The sequence below is a fragment of the Ignavibacteriota bacterium genome (assembly GCA_016708125.1).
In the GTDB taxonomy this organism is placed as follows: Bacteria; Bacteroidota; Ignavibacteria; order Ignavibacteriales; family Melioribacteraceae.
The window spans coordinates 1,667,375-1,690,367 of the sequence record JADJGF010000001.1; the positions used below are offsets into that span (position 1 = coordinate 1,667,375).

Annotated in this window: 19 protein-coding genes; 14 read left to right on the forward strand and 5 right to left on the reverse strand. The window is 29.8% G+C overall.

The features are described from left to right. Positions 1–15: 15 nt before the first annotated feature. The 8 genes from IPH62_07555 to IPH62_07590 all read left to right on the forward strand — a co-directional run bounded on the left by IPH62_07555 (position 16) and on the right by IPH62_07590 (position 10,953). A complete protein-coding gene (locus IPH62_07555; protein ID MBK7105122.1) occupies positions 16–531 on the forward strand; it encodes a hypothetical protein in 516 nt (171 codons plus the stop codon). Between the two features lie 54 nt (positions 532–585). Further along, a complete protein-coding gene (locus IPH62_07560) occupies positions 586–1,014 on the forward strand; it encodes a hypothetical protein (GenBank protein ID MBK7105123.1) in 429 nt (142 codons plus the stop codon). A 32-nt stretch (positions 1,015–1,046) separates the two neighbouring features. Further along, positions 1,047–1,511, forward strand: a complete 465-nt coding sequence (locus IPH62_07565) for a hypothetical protein (protein ID MBK7105124.1) — start codon at positions 1,047–1,049, stop codon at positions 1,509–1,511. A gap of 66 nt (positions 1,512–1,577) precedes the next feature. Then, positions 1,578–2,042, forward strand: a complete 465-nt coding sequence (locus tag IPH62_07570; protein ID MBK7105125.1) for a hypothetical protein — start codon at positions 1,578–1,580, stop codon at positions 2,040–2,042. Between the two features lie 126 nt (positions 2,043–2,168). Continuing rightward, positions 2,169–5,915: a hypothetical protein gene (locus IPH62_07575; protein ID MBK7105126.1), complete on the forward strand. Its 3,747-nt coding sequence runs from the start codon at positions 2,169–2,171 to the stop codon at positions 5,913–5,915. A gap of 120 nt (positions 5,916–6,035) precedes the next feature. Beyond that, the gene (locus tag IPH62_07580) at positions 6,036–9,356 is read left to right on the forward strand and encodes a GHKL domain-containing protein (protein MBK7105127.1); all 3,321 of its coding nucleotides are present in this window, start codon (positions 6,036–6,038) and stop codon (positions 9,354–9,356) included. Between the two features lie 33 nt (positions 9,357–9,389). Then, the gene (locus IPH62_07585) at positions 9,390–9,767 is read left to right on the forward strand and encodes a response regulator (GenBank protein ID MBK7105128.1); all 378 of its coding nucleotides are present in this window, start codon (positions 9,390–9,392) and stop codon (positions 9,765–9,767) included. Between the two features lies 1 nt (position 9,768). Then, positions 9,769–10,953 carry a SpoIIE family protein phosphatase gene (locus tag IPH62_07590; GenBank protein MBK7105129.1) on the forward strand — a complete coding sequence of 395 codons (1,185 nt, stop codon included), beginning with the start codon at positions 9,769–9,771 and terminating at the stop codon, positions 10,951–10,953. A 41-nt stretch (positions 10,954–10,994) separates the two neighbouring features. On the opposite strand, the gene IPH62_07595 is transcribed toward IPH62_07590, so the two are convergent. Together IPH62_07595 and IPH62_07600 are read right to left on the reverse strand one after the other, a co-directional pair. Beyond that, positions 10,995–11,318, reverse strand: coding sequence for a hypothetical protein (locus IPH62_07595; GenBank protein MBK7105130.1), 324 nt, complete (start codon positions 11,316–11,318; stop codon positions 10,995–10,997). Between the two features lie 26 nt (positions 11,319–11,344). Continuing rightward, positions 11,345–12,340, reverse strand: a complete 996-nt coding sequence (locus tag IPH62_07600) for an SDR family oxidoreductase (GenBank protein MBK7105131.1) — start codon at positions 12,338–12,340, stop codon at positions 11,345–11,347. Positions 12,341–12,478: 138 nt separating this feature from the next. On the opposite strand from IPH62_07600, the gene IPH62_07605 reads away from it, so the two are divergent. Then, the gene (locus IPH62_07605; GenBank protein ID MBK7105132.1) at positions 12,479–12,916 is read left to right on the forward strand and encodes a lipocalin family protein; all 438 of its coding nucleotides are present in this window, start codon (positions 12,479–12,481) and stop codon (positions 12,914–12,916) included. A 3-nt stretch (positions 12,917–12,919) separates the two neighbouring features. Here IPH62_07605 and IPH62_07610 read toward each other — a convergent pair whose 3' ends face one another. Both IPH62_07610 and IPH62_07615 read right to left on the reverse strand, forming a co-directional pair. Further along, a complete protein-coding gene (locus IPH62_07610) occupies positions 12,920–15,082 on the reverse strand; it encodes a TonB-dependent receptor (GenBank protein MBK7105133.1) in 2,163 nt (720 codons plus the stop codon). Further along, on the reverse strand, positions 15,079–15,627 hold the full coding sequence (locus tag IPH62_07615) for a hypothetical protein (GenBank protein ID MBK7105134.1): 549 nt from the start codon (positions 15,625–15,627) through the stop codon (positions 15,079–15,081). Before IPH62_07615 ends, IPH62_07610 begins: the two co-directional genes overlap by 4 nt. A gap of 161 nt (positions 15,628–15,788) precedes the next feature. On the opposite strand from IPH62_07615, the gene IPH62_07620 reads away from it, so the two are divergent. From IPH62_07620 to cysK, 3 genes are all read left to right on the forward strand, one after another. Beyond that, positions 15,789–17,477 carry a glucose-6-phosphate isomerase gene (locus IPH62_07620; GenBank protein ID MBK7105135.1) on the forward strand — a complete coding sequence of 563 codons (1,689 nt, stop codon included), beginning with the start codon at positions 15,789–15,791 and terminating at the stop codon, positions 17,475–17,477. Between the two features lie 285 nt (positions 17,478–17,762). Continuing rightward, positions 17,763–18,605, forward strand: a complete 843-nt coding sequence (locus IPH62_07625; protein MBK7105136.1) for a serine acetyltransferase — start codon at positions 17,763–17,765, stop codon at positions 18,603–18,605. Positions 18,606–18,703: 98 nt separating this feature from the next. Then, the gene (gene cysK, locus IPH62_07630) at positions 18,704–19,615 is read left to right on the forward strand and encodes a cysteine synthase A (protein MBK7105137.1); all 912 of its coding nucleotides are present in this window, start codon (positions 18,704–18,706) and stop codon (positions 19,613–19,615) included. Between the two features lie 47 nt (positions 19,616–19,662). On the opposite strand, the gene IPH62_07635 is transcribed toward cysK, so the two are convergent. Then, positions 19,663–20,946 (reverse strand): T9SS type A sorting domain-containing protein, encoded by a 1,284-nt coding sequence (locus tag IPH62_07635; GenBank protein ID MBK7105138.1) that lies wholly within the window; start codon positions 20,944–20,946, stop codon positions 19,663–19,665. A 130-nt stretch (positions 20,947–21,076) separates the two neighbouring features. Between IPH62_07635 and IPH62_07640 the strand changes: the two genes are divergently transcribed. Then, positions 21,077–22,063 (forward strand): NAD(P)-binding domain-containing protein, encoded by a 987-nt coding sequence (locus tag IPH62_07640; protein ID MBK7105139.1) that lies wholly within the window; start codon positions 21,077–21,079, stop codon positions 22,061–22,063. 156 nt (positions 22,064–22,219) lie between these two features. Beyond that, entirely contained in the window at positions 22,220–22,993 is a 774-nt protein-coding gene (locus IPH62_07645) for a ParA family protein (GenBank protein MBK7105140.1), read from the forward strand.

Consider the following 22,993-nt stretch of genomic DNA (forward strand, 5'->3'; position numbering starts at 1 on the left):
ACGAAAGGTACAATAATGAAATTAGTTAATTCAACTTTATTCATAATATTTGTAATCACAGCAATATTTTCCACTTTATCTGCACAAACCGATGAAAGAAAATTAGCCGAAATTCTAATGTTTGGAAAACCTTTCTATAAACAAAATACTGAGTTTGAATGGGAATATTATGATGCAATAGCTGAGGAAAATAACTCAATTGAAAAGTTAGAAAACAAAGAATTGAGTTTGACATATCAAAATATAATTGGCAAAGAAATGATTATTGAATATGACCTATTTACTGTAGAAATAATGATCACAACTGATTCAACACTTTCTTGGAAGGATTATAAAAGTAAAAAAATAAATAATGAAAAAACCAAAACAATTCATATTGATAATAAAACAATATTAAAGTCTTGGTTAGAAGTTGATAATACGCTAGTTGTTATGTTTGCAGATTTCTATCAAGGTGACACGCATTCCATTTTATATAAAAATGATGGAAATATTGAATTAGCAAATGGATCAATTAAACTTAAAGATTAGATGCAAGCAATAAACAAATTCAGAAAAAATCCAAAAAATAAAGGAGATAGTTCTATGAAACACATTCTTACAATCACTCTTTTTTTACTTATTTCAATTTCGAGTAAATCAACATTTGCCCAACAAACCGGTAATGCTGTTATTATTCAAAACCTTGAAGCAGATTTCCCAGAAGACGGAACTGCTGCCGAGTTTGATTCACTTACACATCTGTTTCAGACAAAGGTTTGGGATAAAAACCCCTATGTAATTAGTCACAAAACTATAAGACATTGGTGGGGTGATAATAACAGAGACATATTAGAAATAACAGAAATAAAAACTTGGGAAGATATACCCAAAGCAATGCAGAAATTAGAAGAACTATTTAAAGAAAGTTGGACGACTAAAGAAGATCGAGAAAAATTTAACAAAGCATATAACAAATATTTTACTGGTAAACACTCGGATGAAATATATAGAGAAGTAAAATTTAGTAAATAGAAATTTTAATAAAATATCTTAAAGGAAATTAAATGAAAAAGAGCATAATTATACTAAGCATATTTTTAATTGGAATTATAAGTAGTATAAATGGACAATCTTGGACTTCGGAGCAAAAAGATGTTTGGGCTGGAGTAGAAAAATATTGGGAAGTTTCATCAAAGGGAGATGCCCAAGGATTTCTGTCATATTTTGATGAAAGTTATATTGGGTGGAGCTATCAAATAGTTGTTCCTCAAAATAAATCTAATACTTCTAAATGGATAACAAATGAATTTAAAAATAATACTACTGTACTATATACTTTAACACCGGTAACTATTTGGGTCAAAGGTGATTTTGCATTTGCCAATTATTTTTATTCACAAATTGAAAAAAATAACCAGACCGGAAAGGAAGAACCAACTGCGGGAAAATGGACAGACATCTTGATGAAAAAAGATGGTAGATGGCTTTTAATAGGTGATCATGGCGGAAGAACATCTAAAACACAATAATGTTGAACTAAATTTTGTTAAAAATTCTTAATCGTAATTAATTAAAAATTTCACAAAGAGGAAAAAATGAAAAAAATAAATATCTTAACTCTACTATCGTTAATCATGATTCTATTCTCCGTTAGTTTATTCGGTCAAGAGCATTATACAGAGGGCAATGTACGTGTTGTAAGTTTTTATAGAACAAAACCTGGGCAGTTTGATAACTACATGAAATATCTTCGCACTCACTTTTTGCCAGTTCAGGAAGAAGCAAAAAAGCAAGGATTACTTGAAGGTTATTATATTCTTCTAAATACACCATCAAGTCCTGAAGATTGGGATATTGCATTTGCAGCATTGTACAAGAATTTTGGTGTTGCACTTGATTATAACCAAGCCGACGAGGATAAAATGGATAAAATAAGTGAAATGCATTATAAAACTTCCGATCAAGAAAAAATGCGTGAAATGACAGATATGCGGTTTGATATGAGAACTTATATCGGAACAAAATATTTCCGTGATATAACTCTTAAACCATTGAAATAATTTTGAGCAAATAAATTTAATACTTAATAAAGATGTCATTTTACTTTGAGGTGACATCTTAATTTTTTTCTACAAAAAAACAATTACTGTAAACTTCCAATCAAATTTATAGAACTTGAGAAGTAAATGATTATTAAGAAACGTTATTTACTAAATTTAATACTAATTATTATTCCGTTATTCTTAACAACATTCGGTCAAAATGAAAGTAACAAATTATATTCAATTGCACAACCTTTTCTAAAATATTACAGCCCTAAAGAATACAAATCAAATCCGGCGAATTGGAGTATTGTTCAAGATAATAGGGGCGTAATGTATTTTGGAAATAATGAAGGCGTTCTGGAATTTGATGGTGCTTCGTGGCGCAATATAAAAACTCCGCGATCGCAAATAGTTAGAGCAATAGTTAAAGATAATAATGGCAAAATATATCTTACTGCCGGTACTGATATTGGTTTTCTTGAACCCGACTCAATAGGAAAAATGAAGTTCAAATCTTTGTTAAAATCATTCGGAAATCAATATCAACAAAATGATGAGATTTGGGATGTTGCAGTAAACTCAGAAGGTGTCTTTTTCAAAACTAAAAATAAAATTTATAGATGGGATAATAATAAAATTACATCTTGGGATTCAGTTTATGCATTCAGATTATATAATATTGATGATAAAATATATTCAAGAAATCAAGATGTTGGATTAATGAAAATTGAGGGTGATTCATTAAGATTAATTTCTAATGGAGATTATTTTTCATCAATCGGTGTTTTTGATATGCTTCTTTTTACTGATGAAAATTCAAAACAAATTAATAAAATTCTTATAACAACAAATTTTAACGGAGTTTTCATTTATGATGGAAAAACCGTATCGAACTTCAAAACAAGTGTTGATGAATATTTAATTAATAACCAAATCTATAATGCTTGCATTCTTAAAAACGGAGCAATAGCTTTTGCAACACAACGTGGTGGAGTAGTAGTTGTAAGTAACAAAGGTGAATTAATCAAAATAATTAATCAAAACTCCGAACTTCCGACAAATGTTGTGTTTGATGTTTATTCGGATTTTGACGATGGATTATGGATAGCTGCAGATAATGGAATTGCACTTTGTGAAATTAATGCTCCATTTTATTTTATTTCTCCTAAATTTTTTTTCAATACCTCAATTAATTCTGTTGTGAATTTTAAAGATAGAATATATGCTTCAAACAGTATGGGCATAATGTATTTTAATAATAAGAACGCAGCTTTTGAACTTGTAAATGGCAGCAACAAACCTGGCAATTCATTTTATATTGATAATGGTAATCTTTTGGCTAGTACAAATATGGGACTTGCAATAGTTGATAAAGAAAAGTTTTCCAAAATGTTAACAGAAAATGATTCATATAAATTAGTACAATCCAAATACTTTCCTAATCGAATTTATATTTGTCACAGAACCGGTACTTCAATTCTCCAAAAAAACTTTAATGGAAAATATAAAATTTTGCTAACGCCAATTGTTGATGAAGAAATATACTCGCTTGTTGAAGATAATAAAAACAGTTTGTGGCTGCGGAGTGCTCATGGAAAAATAATACATATTACCAGTGATATTGAAAATTTAACAACGGACTCAAATCTAAAATTAAATTATAAATATTTTGATGAAAATACTGGCTTTCAAGTTGATTCATGGGAAATATATGACATTAATTATAAAATGGTTTTAACAACTAATCAAGGAACATTTACATTTTCAGCGATTTCTAAAAAATTTATACCAGATTCTACGCTTGGTAGAACATTATCAAATTCAACAACGACAATTCAGTATATAAAAAATGGTTTAGAAAATAATTTATGGGTGGTCGCAGAAATAAATGGCGAATTGGAAATGGGAAAAGCCATTCCGGACAAAATAAACAAATATGTTTGGAAGCCGATACCTGAGCTCAAAGGAATTGATCTGAATTCCATTATTGAAATATATTCTGATTATGACTCAACATCAAACAAAGAAATATTATGGATAAGTAATGACGAAGGATTGATAATTTATGATCCTTCTCTGCATAGAGATATTAATTATAAATTCAAAACATTAATACGTAAAGTACAGATAAATAATGATTCACTTATTTATGAAGGAACACATAGTAAATTACACGAAAATAATATTCTTCCATTTTCAAAAAATAATGTAACCTTTGAAGTTTCAGCACTGAGTTTCGAAAAATCCGAATTTAATCAATATCAATATTTTCTTGAAGGTAATGATGAGAATTGGTCTAATTGGGCTAATGAAACAAAGAAAGTATATACAAATCTCTCAAATGGCAATTACAATTTTCATGTTCGGGCTAAAAACATTTACGGAAAAATTGGACAGGAAGATTTATTCGCTTTCAAAATATTAGCGCCTTGGTATTTAACTTGGTTGGCATTTCTTTTTTATTCTTTCATTATTGCATTGGGAATTTTTATTGTTGATAGAATCCAACGTAAAAGGCTGATAAAAATAGAACGTAATAAAGCAAAATTACGTGAAGCTGAACTCATTAAAAAACAAGCTGAAGAGCTTGAAACCGTTGATAAGTTAGTACGCGTTATTAATAATGCCGAAGATCTTGAGACATTATTTAATTCACTGCTTGAGCAAACCGTTAGGTTTATTCCTCAGGCAGAGAAAGCAGCAGTTTTCTTACTTGACCATAAAGACAATCAATTTCATGTTGCTTTTACAACTGGGTATCAGGTAAATGATTTGGAAAAAATAACATTCTTTCCTGAAGATTTGAAAAAAAGATACGCTGATAATTCAGAGGAAATTGAGAAAGGTATTTACATCATTAGCAACACCGATAATTTATTCGGTGATGAAAGACTCTCAGCATTTAGTAAAGCGAAATCAATGCTTGCAATGGCAGTAGAGTGGGATAATAATCTTGAGGCTTATGTGGTATTTGACAGCTTCGCTGATAAAAATGCATTTGATCCCTCAACTGCAAGAATACTTAATAAATTCCGTGAGCACGCCGTATCTGCAATTTCGAAGGCACAGTTAATAAAAACTCTTCAGGAAAAAAATGAAGAAATTATCAGAACACAAGAGCAGCTTGTAACGCAGCAGAAACTTGCATCTTTAGGTGCATTAACGGCAGGCATTGCACACGAAATAAAAAATCCATTAAACTTTGTAAATAACTTTGCTGAAATTAGTCAGGAATTACTTGAAGAAATGAAATCAGAATTGCATAATGATAATAAGAGAGAAGCTTTATCAATAGCAGATGATTTAATGCAAAATCTAGATAAAATAAATCAGCATGGAAAACGTGCAGATTCCATAGTAAAAGGAATGTTAATGCATTCAAGAGGATCATCAGGAGAAAAAACTTTAACTGATATAAATGATTTGCTCGATCAGTATGTTAATCTTGCTTATCACGGAATGAGGGCACAAAACAAAGAATTTAACATTACAATAGAAAAAAATTATGATGAAAAGTTGGAAAAGATAAATGTAATTCCACAGGATATCAGCAGAGTTTTTTTGAATATTATTAACAATGCCTGTTATGCAGCTTATGATAAAAAGAAAAAGAGCAGAGAAGATTTCTCTCCAATATTAAAAGTTATAACAAAGAATTTAAAGGATAAAATTGAAATTAGAATAGGTGATAACGGAAATGGAATACCTACAAACATTTTAGATAAAATTTTCCAACCATTTTTCACTACAAAGCCAACCGGAGAGGGAACAGGATTGGGATTGTCACTTAGTTATGATATTGTAAAAAAAGTACACGGTGGCGAGCTTGGCGTAAAAACAAAGCAAGGCGAAGGCACAGAGTTTATAATTCATTTACCTTTAGAATAAGATAACATTAAAAATATAAAAATTAATAAGCTCAAGTCATCGTGAAAATTAAGATTTGTCGGTAACAGAAATAATTGATAATAAAAAGATTTGAAATAATAAATAGTGAGTTTAAGCAACTTGAAATCCCAAAAATATATTGTAATAATTTGGTTTATAATATCTCAACTATATAGCCAACAAATAAAAGATAAGTTTACTCATTTTACAGAACAGGACGGACTTTCTTCTAATGTTGTAAGATGTATAATGCAAGATCATCTTGGCTACATCTGGATTGGAACCTCTAATGGAGTTACGAGATATGACGGTTATGAATTTAAGAATTTTACAGTTGTACCAACGGATACAAATTTTTTACAGGAACCGTTAACTACTTCATTATATGAAGATTCAAAAGGAAATATATGGATCGGTTCTGTAGGAGGAGTTACAAAATATGATCGGACCCAAAATTCATTTAGACTATTTAGCTTTTCTAATTTTTCACAAAAATATCAAAGACTGTTTGCAATTTTTGATATGGTGGAAACTACGGACGGGAATATTTTATGCGGTACAATTGATTTTCATTATTTAAGTCTAAAGAATAGTTTATTCTTGATTGATACAAAATCCAATTCAGTAAAGGAAATTCAACCGGTTAATGATGATTCAACAAAAGCTATTGCTCAAATCTCAGTACTTGGGAACGATAAGTATTTGATTTCAGGTGAAAAAGGAATTGCAGAATATGACTATGGCAAAAATTATGTTAAATGGTATCCATTTAAAGAGCAAACCGTTGTAATATCTTTTTTACAAGATGATAATGATAATTTATGGTTGGGCACTTATTATAATGGACTTATTTATTATAATGTTAAAGACAGTACTTATAAAGATTTTTCAGTATTTAATAAATATTTGAATGAAAATAAATCCTTCGATATTAATAAAATAACCTATGATCAGAAAAAAAATCTCTATTTAGCAACTAATTATGGATTGATGTATTTTAATATTAAAACAAAAGAATTATCGGTTTCTGAAGTAAATCCGCAAAACAACTCAGCGTTACATTCACCCAATATTAATGATGTCATATTAGATAATTCAGGATCAATTTGGATAGCAAATGGTGATGCCGGAATTAGCAAATACGATATTGTAAAAAATAATTTCCAAGCACACACCGGAAAAGTTGACGATAATAATAGTATATCACCAGGATGGGTTAGTACAATATTCGAATATAAAGAAAATGAAATATGGCTTAAAAGTGATAGAGCAACCATAGTAAAATTTAATCCTAATGAAGGAACATTTAAGAGAGAGGTACTTCCAAAAAATTTTGAAATATTCAATATCATAAAAACATCGAAAGGTAAAATTCTTTTGGGAGGAAGTAATGGATTCTATGAAGTTGATCCGATTAAGTGGAAATTTGAAAAATTAAGATTACCCATAGATATGGGTAATAATTTGGTATTAACTGCTTTAGAGGTAAATAACAATACAATTTGGTTCGGAACAGCTACTGGACTTAATATATACAATGAATTAAATGAAACAACTACTAATATAAATTTTGAGGTTTTAGGAATTGGTGATGCTACAAGTAATTCAGTTACAGTTTTGACTAAAGGTAAAGATGGCAACATTTGGATTGGAACAAATAACGGTTTATTTAAATATGATGTTAATACAAAATTGTATTCAAGAATTGGGTTTTCAAAAGATGCTTCAAACTCTTTAACAACTCAAGATGTAAATTCGTTATATATCGATAAAGATAATACCGTATGGATTGGAACATGGTTAGGAGGTTTAAATAAATACAATCAAAAAACCGGATATATAGAATCATTTACTCAAAAAGATGGATTACCATCACATTCTGTGCAGGGAATCTTGGCTGATGAAAAAAATGGTTATTTATGGTTAAGTACTTTTGATGGAATTTCGAGATTTGATTTGAAGAAAAAAAAATTCAGCAATTTTGGTATTGTTGATGGAATTCATTCAAACCAATTTGCAGATGGTTCTGCATTAAAGACATCAAATGGTTTATTTATTTTTGGAGGATCAAATGGGATTACGGTTTTTAATCCTAATGAAATACAGAATAACCTTATTCCTCCCAAAATTTCAATTACTGATTTAAAATTATTTGGTAAATCGATTAAACCAGGCAAAAACTCTTTACTTAGAAAACCAATTTATGAAATACAGAATTTGACGTTAAACTATGACGAAAATGATATTGAATTTGATTATTTCGCCGCACATTTTGTTGATCCTAAGAAAAATCAATTTGCATATAAATTAGAAAATTATGAAGATGACTGGAGATATGTTGGTAATCAAAGAAGTGCAATTTATCCAAATCTTCCGCATGGCGAGTATGTTTTTCATCTAAAAGCTTCTAACAATAATGAAGTTTGGAATGAAGAAGGAGTTACACTAAATCTTAAAATTCTACCACCTTGGTGGCAGACTTGGTGGGCATATACTTTTTATTTTTTAGGATTCATAGGAATACTTGGGGGAATTAGAAGGTTTGAGCTTGATAGAAGAAAAGAAATAGAAAATAAAAAGTTACTTCAGCTTGAAAATGATAGAAAGACAAAAGATCTTGAACAGGCAAAAGAAATTGAAAAAGCATATACAGAACTTAAAACTACACAGACACAACTTATACATTCCGAAAAAATGGCATCGCTCGGAGAACTTACTGCCGGCATAGCACACGAAATAAAAAATCCTTTAAACTTTGTAAATAACTTTTCGGAAGTGAGCAATGATCTAATTGCAGAAATGCTTGAAGAATTTGAAAAGGAGAATACAACTGAAGTAAAAGCAATAGCTGAAACTCTAAAACAAAATATTGAGAAAATTAATCATCATGGAAAACGTGCAGACTCAATTGTTAAGAGTATGCTTTTGCATTCTAGAGGAACTTCAGGAGAAAAAACTTTAACGAATATAAATGTTCTTCTTGAACAGGATGTTAATCTTGCTTATCATGGTATGCGAGCACTGAATAAAGAATTTAACATTACGATTGAAAAAGATTATGATGAATTACTTCAGAAAATAAATGTTGTGCCACAAGATATAAGTCGAGTATTCTTAAATATTGTTAACAATGCATGTTATGCAGCAAATCAGAAAAAATTAAAAGTTGGTAAAGATTTTTCACCAATTCTAAAAGTTTCAACAAAAAATGTAAGTAACAAAGTTGTGATAATAATAAGAGATAATGGCGATGGAATTCCACTCAAGTTTCAAGACAAATTATTTAATCCATTTTTTACAACTAAGCCAACTGGAGAAGGTACGGGGCTTGGACTTTCACTTAGTTACGATATAATAGTTAAAGAACATTCCGGTGAAATTAGTTTTGTATCCGAAGAAAATAATTACACGGAGTTTATAATAACTTTACCTAATAAATAAAATAAACGAATTTAATTTTAAAAGGAGTTAAGCTTGAAATTATTAGTTGTTGATGACGAGCAAGATGTTCAATTTTTATTTCAACAAAAGTTTAGAAAAGAAATAAAATCCGGTAATGTACAAATCAGTTTTGCATTAAATGGAATATCGGCATTAAATCTCATTGAGTCAATTGAAAATAAATATGAATACTGCATGCTTACCGATATTAATATGCCGGAAATGACCGGATTGGAGCTCTTGAAAAAAGTTAAAATGAAATATCCCAAATTAAAAGTAATTATGATTACTGCCTATGGTGATGAACAAAATTACAATCTTGCAAAAAATTTGGGAGCGGATGATTATTTTACAAAACCTTTGGAATTTAATGAATTAAAAACAAGATTAACACAACTTGAGGTAGCTTAAAATGACTAATAATATTTTTCAGCCAGTTAATATACTTGTTGTTGATGATGAACCCGATTTAGAACTTTTAATTTTGCAGAAATTTAGAAAAAAAATTAGCGGAAACGAGTACTCATTTCATTTTGCAAAAGATGGTGTGGAAGCTTTAAATATAATATCAAATAATTCTACAATAAATTTGGTTTTAACAGAAATAAATATGCCGGTAATGGATGGTCTAACTCTTCTTTCAAAATTAAATGAATTGCAAAACAAAATTTTAAGATCTATAATTGTTTCCGCATACGGAGATATGGAAAATATTAGAACTGCTATGAATAGAGGTGCGTTTGATTTTATTACAAAACCAATTAATCTAAAAGATCTGGAAATCACAATTGAGAAATCACTAAATGAGATAGAATTATATAAGCAAGCAATTTTATCTCGTGAAAAATTAATTGCATTCCAACAAGAATTGGAAATTGCAACTTTGATTCAAACATCAATACTTCCCAAAACATTCCCAGCATTTCCTCAACGAACCGAATTTGATATTTATGCAAAAATGATTCCGGCAAAAGAAGTTGGCGGTGATTTATATGATTTTTTTCTAATTGATAAATACCGATTAGGAATAATTATTGGCGATGTTTCCGGCAAAGGAATTGCAGCGGCAATGATGATGGCGGTTTGCAAAACATTACTTAAGGCAACGGCATTAAATGGTATTCCGACTGATAATATTTTATATGAAGTAAATAATATTTTGGTAAACGAAAGTCCAACGGGAATGTTTGTTACAGTTTTTTACGGTATTCTTGATACTCGAAACGGTTCTTTTGAATATACAAACGGAGGACATAATTTGCCATTCTTAATTTCTAACGATGGGGAAGTAAAACAGCTTGAAAATATTGGCGGGCTTTTATTGGGGGCAATTAAAAATGTTGAATACCAATCAAATATAATTTCAATTAAACCAGGTGAAAGTCTAATTCTATATACAGATGGCATTACCGAAACTTTTAATGAAAATAATGAAGAATTTGAAGAAGAACAATTAATTCAAACTTTAAAAAATAAGAATGAACTTAATGCAAAGGAAATTGTAAACAGTATCATTTCAGAAGTTCAAAACTTTTCAAATGGAAATGAGCAATCCGATGATATAACTTGTTTAGTGTTAAAATATTTATATAAATAGAGTTTTAGAACGAACTAATTTTATTTACAACTAAGATTAGCTTAAATCAACCCTTCATTTTTATTAACATTTTCTAATTCAAATTTTATACCGCCAAACTTTTTAGAAATCAAATTATAAATTGCAACAACAATAACATTAATTACAGTTCCAATTACTGCATAAAAAATTGGAAGAATGAGTATGAATATTCCGCTTATAAAAGGTAAAACTCCGGTTTCTAATTCATCGCTATTTGGAATAAAATTAGATACAAAAGATAGAAACAATCCAATGGGGAGAAGAATTATAAAAGTAAGTATGAGGTAAAGTATAAATGAATAAAGTGCAACGGAACCAATATCGAACTTTTTAATTTGGTACATGGCAACTCCAATTATATATTGTGAAATTATCGCAAAAAAATTTCTTCGTAATCATTAATAATTTTATCAATTAAATTATTACTTTCTTGTTGAATAATTTTCCTTTCTTGTTTTTCCTCAAACCAATTTATTGTTTCCTTAATTCCAATTTTAAACGGAATTGTAGCTTTAAAATCCGGCACAAATTTCTTGATTTTCGTGTTATCAAAAATTACACTGTAAGATTTATCGCCCAATAAACTACATTTTAGATGTTCATCATATTTACCAATAAAATTCGAAGGAATATGAATTATATTTGGATTTTGATTAACAGCTTCGGCAAGCGCTTCATAAATTTGATTCCAAGTTAAAATTTCATCAGATGTAATATGAAATGCCTCGCCGATTGCTTGTTGGTGATTTAATAATCCAACAAATCCTTTTGCAAAATCCTTTGCGTGCATAATTGTCCAAAGCGAAGTTCCATCTCCGTGCACAATAATTTTCTGTCCGTTTTTAATTCGATCAACAACTGTGTATTCTTTCCATCCGCCAATAGGAACTGGAATTACTGTATCGTAAGTTAAAGAAGGACGCACAATTGTAACCGGAAAATTATTCGTTCTATATTCAGATAATAATGTTTCTTCGCACTCAATTTTATTTCTTGAATATTGCCAGAAAGGATTTTTTAGCGGAGTTGATTCAGTAATAATTGGTGAAGCCGGCGGCTTTTGATAAGCCGATGCAGAACTAATAAAAATATATTGTTTAGTTTTTCCGGAAAATAGTTTAATATCTTTTTCCACATCATTTTTGTTGAAAGCAATCCAATTTACAACAACATCCCAAGAATGATTTTTTAATAAAATTTCACTTTGTTCAAAATTAGAAATATCACAAATTATTTCTTTTGCACCATATATTTTATTTTCGGAATTACCTCTATTTAATAAATATAAATCAATTCTTTTTTCAACACATAGTTTGCTAACTTCTGTGCTTATATTTCCGGTTCCGCCAATAAATAATACTTTCAAATTTCACTCATATGTTTTTTAAATAAATATTTTCTGTTTATAAAATTGATTAAAAAATTTGAAAGAAATTGAGAAATTTTACTTTACGAAATATTATTTTTATTTTATCAAATAAATCAAAGAACAGAAAGGGAAAAAATGAAGAAACAAAATTTCACATACATTTTAATTTTATTATTTGCCGCAATAATAATAATTTCGTGCAGTGATGATAAATCATCAACCGAGCCGGAATTAGTTATTGATCAAGCTTTAGTGGGAACTTGGGATTTAACAAAAATTATAGCAAAACTCGGAACTTCAAATTTAGAAATAACTCCGGAACAAGCGGGATATTCAGTTACGGCAATATTTAAAGATGATCTTACATTCCAATCAACTACCACAGAAAGTGATTCTGTAACCGTTGATACCGGAACTTGGGGAACAAAAGACGGCACACTTACAATAACAATTAACGGAGAAGAACCGGAATTTTCGCCTTATGTAGTTGAGGGAAATGTTGCAACACTTGAATCTACTGTTCCATATCAAGGTTTTGAAATTGATGCAACTTTGGAATTTACAAAACAATAGTTACTAAAAAATAATTTCTGTGCTTAAAGAAAAATTTCTTACTGGAGCTAAATTACCAATTAGCTCCACGTAATTATAATTCAACAAATTTGATATACTAAAAAATATTCTGCCGGGTAAATTTATTTGAAAAAGATTTACTCCAACCCGAGCATCAATTACAAAAATTTCTACTCGTTTGTCGCCATCGGGAGCCAAGCCTAAATCTACAAACTCATTATCAATTTTTTCAACTCTGCTCAAATATCTAAAATCAATTCCGGATTCAAAAAAATCTTTTTTAAAATCTATTCCGCCAATTATAGAATTTTTAGGTCTGTACTTTAAAAATTCATTATTCTCAATATCGATTGCCCACAAATAGTTATAACCAAATTTCAAACTCAAATTTTCCGAAAATAATTTTGTTGAAGAAACTATTTCAAATCCTTGAATTCTTGCCCGAGTGAGATTTTTAAAAATTATATCTCCGAAGCTATCAAATGAAGGTTCAATCATTTCATAATATTCATTATTAAATATTGCCAAATCAAGATTTATCGGATCAAAAATATTTGTGTTTATTCCGGTTTCAAAAGATAAACTTGTTTCGGAATTTAAATTTGGATTCGGTTTAACCGTTACGCTGCTTGTGGTTGTTGAAGTAAAAGCTTCCGCGAGTGAAGGTGTTCTAAATCCTTTCCCGAATGAAGCTCTGACAAATGTATTATCATCAATTTTATAATTCAGTCCTAATTTTGGAGAAAGAGAATTTTCGTTTTCTAAATTTTCAAGTTTGGAATTATCATATCTTAATCCCGTTGATAAATTTAATCTTTCAAATAATTTAAAATCTAATTGAAAAAAAATTCCAAATGAATTTGAAGTTCTGTTTCCAAAAATTGTTGAGCCAACTTTATTATACTGATGTTCAACTCCGGAAACCAAATTTATTGCATCAGAAAATTTGTAATTAATTCTTAATTCATTTCTATATAATTGGCTTGAAGATTTATTGCTGCTTTCCGATTGATCTTTCCAGAAACTAATGTATGCGCTTGGTACAAAACTTATCGATAAATTTTCATCATAAATGTGATTGAATTTTAGGCCGACAATTGTTCGATCGGAATTTACTGCTTGACCCAAATCTGCATCAGCCGGAACTAAAGCATTTTGCAAATCTTTCCAATAAATAAATGTACTTTTTTCGCGTGTGTATCCTGTTCCCCAAAATGAAAGAGAAGTATTTTCGGAAAAATTATAATCGGCTTTTAGAAATGCAGAATATCTAATTTGATCGTCATTTTTTCTGTAACTCAAATCTTCAAATCTAGAAAGTGACGCAGATAAATTTAAATTTCCAATTGATCTTGAGTGAGAAATTGATTGCCGGTTAAAGCTCAATGTTTTATTGGTCCATTTCCATTCATCATGTGAAGGACTAGAATAAATTCCACCTTCTAATTTTATTAATGTTAATGGATTTGTAGAAATTTTATTTGTGATAATATTTATAATTCCTCCGATTGCAGAAGAACCGTATAACGAACTTGAAGAACCTTTAAGAATTTCAATTCGCTCAATTTCATTTACGGGAATTAATTCCCAAATAATTTCCCCAGTATCCGGAGTGTAAACGGGAATTCCATCAATTGCTACAAGAACTCTTGTTCCGGCACCGCGGCTGTATCCGCTTGATCCCCTTATGCTTATTTGATCTTGCGTCATTGTAATTCCGGGGACATAACGAAATGCATCATCAACTTTTTGATAATTTTTTTCGGCAAAAATTTTTGAATCAAGAATATAACTGCTTGATGAAATTTCTCGTAAATCTTGTCCAAATTTATTTGCGGAAATTATTAATTGATCGAATTGGTAACTCGTTGGCGTAAGTTTAATATTAATTTCAAAAGTATTATTGTTAACAAAAATTTGTTCTGATTTGAATTTTGTAAATCCCACAATGCTTGCAGTTAAAAAATAATTTCCATTTTTTATTTTGGGGATATTAAAAAATCCATTTTCATCAGTTGCAACTCCAATTAAAGTTCCTTCAATAATAATATTTGCGCCCAACAACGGAAGGTTTGAATTATCAGTAACTTTTCCTTTTATGCTTCCGAATTGAGCAAATAAATTTTCTGAAACTAACAATATTATTAGAAAATAAAAATTTTTCATTCGTCACTTTTCTTAAATTCAAAAAAAGATTTTAATAAATTTTGAATTTCACTTGGTGGTTGCGGAGGCGGATTATTAAAATCACAAAGTATATTTACATTTTCTACAAACGAACCTTGCGGAATATTTAAAATTCCGGGTTGTGTAGAATCATCATTTGAAGTATAAATTCCCGCAACAATCCAATCATTTCTATCTAAAGAAAGAGTGTCCCTAACTGTTTGCGCAACGGCAACATAAGAATAATCGCCGAATTCAATATTCGATAAAACAGCATTTCCGTTATTTGTAGAATAATTAAAGTTATTTGAACCAAACGGAATTGAATCGCTAACAAATTTTAAATTAAATATGCTGAAATCACTAATTGATAAAAGCGGATCTTTAAATGCCACAACGTAAGTCTGCTTCGCCGTGGAATTCCAGTTCCCGATAAATGTTACAGTTCCCCCAAAGCCAGCTTTCTGATCGGCAATTTCGGGTGATAAACCTTTATCGCAAGATAAAAGCAAAAATAAAAATGGTAATATTCTTAGTGCTCTCATAACCTTAAAATAACAAGTGAAATTTTAATAAACAATATTTGTTGATTTGTTGATTTGTTGATTTGTTGAAATAATAAATTTATAAGTTTCTCAACATCAATGAAAAAACTATAATTTAGTTTTTATATTTTTGAAGAACAAAAAAATAATGTGAGATAAAAATGAAAAATGCTTCAGTAAAATATTTTTTAAATAATTATGATCAAGAAATAAATAAATCAATTCAAAAATTGGTTGATGAGAAAATTGTAAAAAGAATTTGGGAAAAAGATTTTACAGTTTGGTCAAACTCACCTAAAGAAGTTACAAATAGACTTGATTGGTTATTCAGCGCAGACGAAACTTTATCACATCTTGAAGAAATAAATTCATTTGTAAACGAAATTAAATTAGAAGGATTTACACATGCTTTATTATTGGGAATGGGCGGTTCAAGTCTTGCGCCGGAAGTTTTTTCATTTTCATTTGGAACTAAAAAAAATTTTCTAATCATGAAAGTTTTAGACAGTACTGATCCCGATGCAATTTTTAATTTCACGCAAAATTTAGATCCGGAAAAAACTTTATATATTGTTTCAACAAAATCCGGCGGAACAATTGAGACTTTATCTTTCTTCAAATACTTTTTTACTTTTTGCCAAAATAAACTTGGTACAGAAAAGGTAAGCAGACATTTTATTGCAATTACAGATCCGGGCAGCGGACTTGAACAAATGGCACAGCAATTAAATTTCAGAAAAATATTTGTGAACAATCCCAATATTGGCGGAAGATATTCCGTGCTTTCGTTTTTTGGTACGGTTCCCGCCGCACTTATTGGAATTGATTTGAATAAATTTTTAGGAAATGCAAAACTTGTCGTTGAAGATTCTAAAAATGAAAAAAACACAAGTGCAGAAATTGGAGTAATTATCGGTGAGCTTGCAAAATTAGGAAGAGACAAACTTACTTTTGTTTATTCGGAAAAAATAATTTCATTCGGAACTTGGGTTGAACAATTAATTGCAGAAAGCACCGGAAAAAATGGAGTTGGAATTTTACCAATCGAAAGTAAAAGTTTGAAATCTCCAGAATTTTATACAAATGATAGAGTTTTTGTTTATACACATTTTGATAACGAAAATTCAAATTCTGAAAAAATAGAAAAACTTAAAAATGCCGGTCATCCGATTATTGAAATAATTTTAAATGATGAATATAATTTAGGCGGTGAATTTTTCAGATGGGAATTTGCAACGGCAGTTTCCGGTTGGGTTTTGGGAATTCAACCATTTGATCAACCAAATGTTGAATCTGCAAAAATTGAAGCAAAAGCAATGATTAATAATTATTTAGAAAAAGGTGACCTTCCTCAATTAAATTTTGCAATTGAAGAAAATGGAATTAAACTAAGCGGAAATACAAATCAGCAAAATCTAAAAAATGCTATAAATGAATTTTTAGAAAATTTGAATGAAGAAAAATATAATTATGTTTCAATTCATGCGTATGTTAAGCCAGCTGAAAATACAAAAAATACACTGCAAAATTTAAGAACAAAAATTCAGAAAAAGTACAAAGCTGCTGTAACTATTGGATATGGACCAAGATTTTTACATTCAACCGGACAATTACACAAAGGTGATGGAGGAAACGGTTTGTTCATACAATTTACTTCAAATCGAAAAGAAGAAGTTGCAATTCCAAAAGAAATTGGTAAAGATGAATCTGAATTTTCATTTGGAGTTTTAATTGATGCCCAGCTTATGGGAGACCGCCAAGCCTTATTAAATAATAATAGAAAAGTAATTACAATTCATTTGGGAGATAATGTAAGCTCGAATATTGATAAAATTGCAAATTTGATTTAACATACGTAGCCACAGACCAGCCTGCCGGCAGGCAAGCTTTAGTCTGCGGTAATTTTATAAAAATAAGAATATCCCAAATTTTATAAGTTGACAACAAATCTTTTATTACATATAATTCATTTGTGAAAAATTTAAAACAAATATCATCGTTTAGAAAAGACACAAACCTAACACACGGATACCATTCTACTTGCATCTGTTGATGCTTCAAATATTTTCTAACTAATCACAAATATTTAAAAATCCTAAGAATTATTCTTTTGAATAATTGGAGTTTATTTTATTATGAAAACAAATTTTGGCAAACTTTCAAAAACATTAATTGAAATTCGGAAAGAACATAAAGTTATAAAACCAATAAAAGTTGAAGCACAAAAATTTATAAACGATTTGATGCAACTACTTTTCCCTCATTTTGCTTCCGATATTTATTATTCTGAACAAGATATTGAAAGCAAATTAACTTTACTAAAACGAAATCTTAAATCACTTTTAATTTTGCTTAACAATAATTCCATCGAAAACATTGATGAAATATGTGATAATTTCTTCGAGAAAATTTATGATATTAATTCAGAATTGTGGAATGATGCAAAAGCAATTTATGAAGGAGATCCCGCTGCGCATAATATTGATGAAGTAATTTTAGCTTACCCGGGATTTAGAGCAATTGCAATTTATAGATTTGCGCATATTTTATTCAATCTAAAAGTTCCGATTCTACCAAGAATCTTAACTGAATATGCACATCAGGAAACTGGAATTGATATCCATCCCGGAGCAAAAATTGGTCATTCTTTTTTCATCGATCACGGAACCGGAATTGTAATTGGTGAAACTTGTGAAATTGGAAATAATGTAAAAATTTATCAAGGCGTAACTTTGGGTGCGTTAAGTGTTGATAAAAATTTAGCGCAGACTAAAAGACATCCAACAATTTGTGATAATGTAATTATTTATGCGCAAGCCGTAATTTTAGGCGGAAATACTGTGATTGGAAAAAATAGCATAATTGGCGGGAATGTTTGGTTGACCGAAAGTGTTTCGGAAAATTCAATAGTTTATCATAAAAGTGAAGTTCGATTAAGAAAATCAAGCGAACCGGAACCGCTGGAATTTATAATATGAAATAACTTGTCATTCCCTCGAAAGAGGGAATCCATAATTATTAATCTTTTAGATCCCCGATAAAAACATTCGGGGATGACATTAAAAAGGGGAACACAATGAAAGCACAAAATATATTACAAACCATAGGAAATACACCTCACCTTAAAATAAATAAATTATTTGGCGATAAAATTAATGTTTGGATAAAACTGGAAAGAGCAAATCCCGGAGGTAGTATAAAAGATAGAATTGCTCTTGCAATGATTGAAGATGCTGAGCAAAAAGGAATCTTAAAAAAAAATAGTATAATTGTTGAACCGACTTCCGGCAATACCGGTATTGGTTTAGCAATGGTTGCCGCAGTTAAAGGTTACGAATTAATTTTAGTAATGCCGGAATCAATGAGTGTGGAAAGAAGAAAAATCATGTCGGCATTTGGTGCAAAATTTGAACTAACTCCAAAAGAAAAAGGAATGAACGGCGCAATTGAAAAAGCAAAAGAAATTGCAAACTCAAATCCCAATGCTTGGATTCCACAACAGTTTGAAAATCAAGCCAATATTGATATTCATATTAGAACAACGGCGCAAGAAATATTAAATGATTTTTCGGAAGGAATAGATTATTTAATTACCGGAGTTGGAACCGGCGGACATATAACCGGAGTAGCGCAAGTTTTAAAAAATAAATTTCCTCATTTAAAAGTTTTTGCTGTTGAACCAGTTTTATCCCCCGTAATTAGCGGTGGAAAACCCGGTCCACATCCAATTCAAGGAATTGGAGCTGGATTTATTCCAAAAAATTTGAACACAAATTTGTTGGATGGAGTAATTCAAATAGAAAAAGAAGAAGCTTTTGAGTTTGCGCAAAGAGCTGCAAAAGAAGAAGGTTTATTCGGCGGAATTTCATCCGGTGCAACTTTGGCGGCAATTAATAAAAAATTATCAGAAATCCCGAAAGACAGCACCGTTATTGGTTTTAATTATGATAGCGGCGAAAGATATTTATCCATTGCAGATTTGTATTAAGAAAAATTTGGTAGAGATTTGTTTTTGAGATTTGATAAATCAAATCTCTACTTTAATAATAACATAGATTTTGTTTTAGAAAAATTATTGAATTGTAATCTGTAAAAATAAATTCCGCTTGGTAAAGTTTTTCCATCAAATTGAATTTCATAATTACCGGAACTTTGTTTTTCATTTACTAAAGTTGAAACTTGGTTACCTAAAATATCAAATACCTTTAAAGTTATTTTCACATTGTCATTTCGAGGAGCCAGCTGCGTCTGGTAAACTTGCGACGAGAAATCTCTGAGATTTCTCACTTCGTTCGAAATGACAGAAAAAGATGGAATAGAATATTTTATTGTTGTTGTAGGATTAAACGGATTCGGATAATTTTGATAAAGTTCAAAACTTGAAATTAATTTTTCATCCAAATTAATATTTGTCGGATTTTCTTTCGGATGTTTTAGAAAAAAATCCCAAATTAAATTTGTCGCATTTATCTGTTCAGAAACCGGATCTGCGCCAATTCTTGGAGCTGTTCCTCCGGGCCAAGAATGTCCGCCATCATAAGTAATATATAACTCAATATTTTTTTCATCATTGCAATTTGTCCAAGTTTTATAAAGATATTTTCCGGATTCATTAAAAATAGTATCAATTATAATACAATTATTAATATTAGCCCAAATATTTAAAACCGAATCTAAAGGTGGATATTCATAATTTGCGGCGCCGTCTCCCAAACCTCCTTCAATCGGAACGCTGTCATCCCAAAATGAATGCAAATGAATTATAGGAATTGAATTTACCGGTTCAAAAATATTTTCATTCACCATAACTGAAGCAACCGGAGCGATTGCCGCAATTCTATTGCTTAATTCAGCAGCTAATCTATAACTCATCATTCCGCCGTTTGATAATCCGCTTGCATAAATTCTATTTTTATCTATTTTATATTTGCTTACAATTTTGTCTAACAATGTTGAAATAAAATCTACATCATTAATGTTTGTATTTACAGAATATCCGCAGCAGCCTCCGGCATTCCAAGTTGTAATGTTTATCGGACTTTTCACTCCTTCCGGATAAACAACAATGAAAGGAAATTTTGCCGTATCTGCTTTATTGCTAAATTGTGATTGTTCTTCAATATTGTAAGCATTTCCAAATCCACCATGCATAACCAAGACAAGCGGATATTCTTTATCTTCATTTGAATTATATTGAGGCGGAAGATGAGTTAAATAAGTTCGCCAAATTTCATTGTGATAAAGAGAATCATATTGTGCAAAAATATTTATTGAAATGAGTAAAATATTTGCGAAGAGTATTTTTAGAAGTTTGCTCATAAAAATTTATTTGTCAAATTTAGGAAATCATTTTATATTCAATTTTATATAATTTATTTTCGATATGGAAAATGCAAAATTGAATCCGTTAAATTTTTTATACATCATATTTTGAAAAAATAAGGATAAAATGTACGAAATAATAATAATCGGTGCCGGTCCCGGCGGAATTAGTTTGGGTGTTGAAGCACATAATTTTGGTGTGTCGAAAGAAAAAATTCTAATAATAGAAAAATCTGCGGAACATTCTTTTACAATAAAAAAATATTATCCTGATAAAAAATTAGTAACCGCAAATTATAAGGGTTTTACGCCGGTTTGTACGGGAGTAATGTGTTTAATGGATTCAACAAAACACGAAACAATTTCGTATTTGGATAAAGCGATTGAAGAAAATGAATTAAATGTTCATTACATTGAAACTGTTTACAAAATTGAGAAAATTGAATCCGATAGCTCGTTCAAAATTTATTCAGATAAAAATATTTATCGATCAAGAATTGTTGCAATAGCTGTTGGAATTTTAGGAAAACCAAATAAACCGGATTATAAAATTCCCGCCGAATTAAAAGAAAAAGTTTTGTTTGATTTAACAACTTTTGAAATAAAAAACTCAAAAGTTTTGGTAGTCGGCGGCGGAGATTCCGCTTCCGAATATTGCCAATTTTTATCTGAAGATATTGAAAATAACGAAGTTTATTTAAGTTATAGAAAGAATGAATTTTCGCGAATGAATAATATAAATAAGCAAAGTTTGCAAACTCTTGCCGAAAATAGAAAGGTAAATTTACTTCTAAACTCTAATATTAATTCTGTTACATCAAAAGAGAATAAACCAATTGCTAATTTTGCAGAAGAAAATTTGGGAAGTATTGAATTTGATTATATTGTTTATGCTTTAGGCGGAAGTACGCCGGAGAATTTCCTTAAAACTATCGGAATAGAATTTATAGGTCCCAAGCCATTTCTTAAAGAAGGATATGAAACCAATGTTTCCGGATTATTTTTAATTGGTGATTTAAGTGCGGGACAAAAAGGCGGATCAATAATTTGGGCATTTAATTCGGCAAATTCAGCAATGCAAAAAATCTGTGAAAAATATTTAAAATGTGGATAGTAAATCAAAACTTAATGTTTAATTAACATAAAATATTTCTAGTTTTCTTAAATTCATTCCTAAATTTTGATGTAAATCATACCATCTCATCTAAATATTAATTATTATTCGCATCAATATTGTATTTTGTAGAAATTGGTTAGGGGGACCAATTCTTTGGGAAAAGTGATTTCTGTTATTCTTCCGAAAGGCGGAGTTGGTAAAACAACTTCTGCGGTAAATCTCGCCATAAAATTTGCCAATCGAAATTTTAAAACATTACTTATTGATTTGGATCCAACCGCTTCTTGTTCACTTTCACTGGGATTTAATGAGGAAAATGTTTTTGGAGATGTTTTCGATGTTTTTAGCTATTCCAAAACAATAGATAAAGTTATTCATCCAACTGAAGTTGAAAATTTATTTTGCATTCCGCAAATGAAATTAAATTCAATTGAAGAAGGAAGACAAAACAGATTGATGGCAAATAATTTTTTGCTTAGAAATATTATCAATAGTATAAGATCAAATTTTGAATTTATAATTTTTGATTGCCCGCCATATTTATTTGGAACCACCTCACTTGCATTAATTGCTTCAGATTCCGTAATAGTTCCAATTAGAACAGATGAATATTCTTTAGATGCTATTAAAACTTTGGCGAAAAGAGTTGAATATGTTAAAACTTTATACAACAACAATTTAACAATTGATGGAATATTTCTAACAGTTTATGAAAGAAATATCAAAGCAGCATTTAAAGTAAAAGCAGAATTGTATAAAAAATATCCAAGTTTAATGATGAATGTGTCAATTCCGAAAGATGTAAATATGATGAATGCGACTTTTAGTAAAAAACCGTTATGTTTAATTCTTCCCAAATCGAGAGCATCTTTAGCGTATAAAGAATTAGCAGCTGAATTGATTACAAAATATAATTTGATGTTTTAA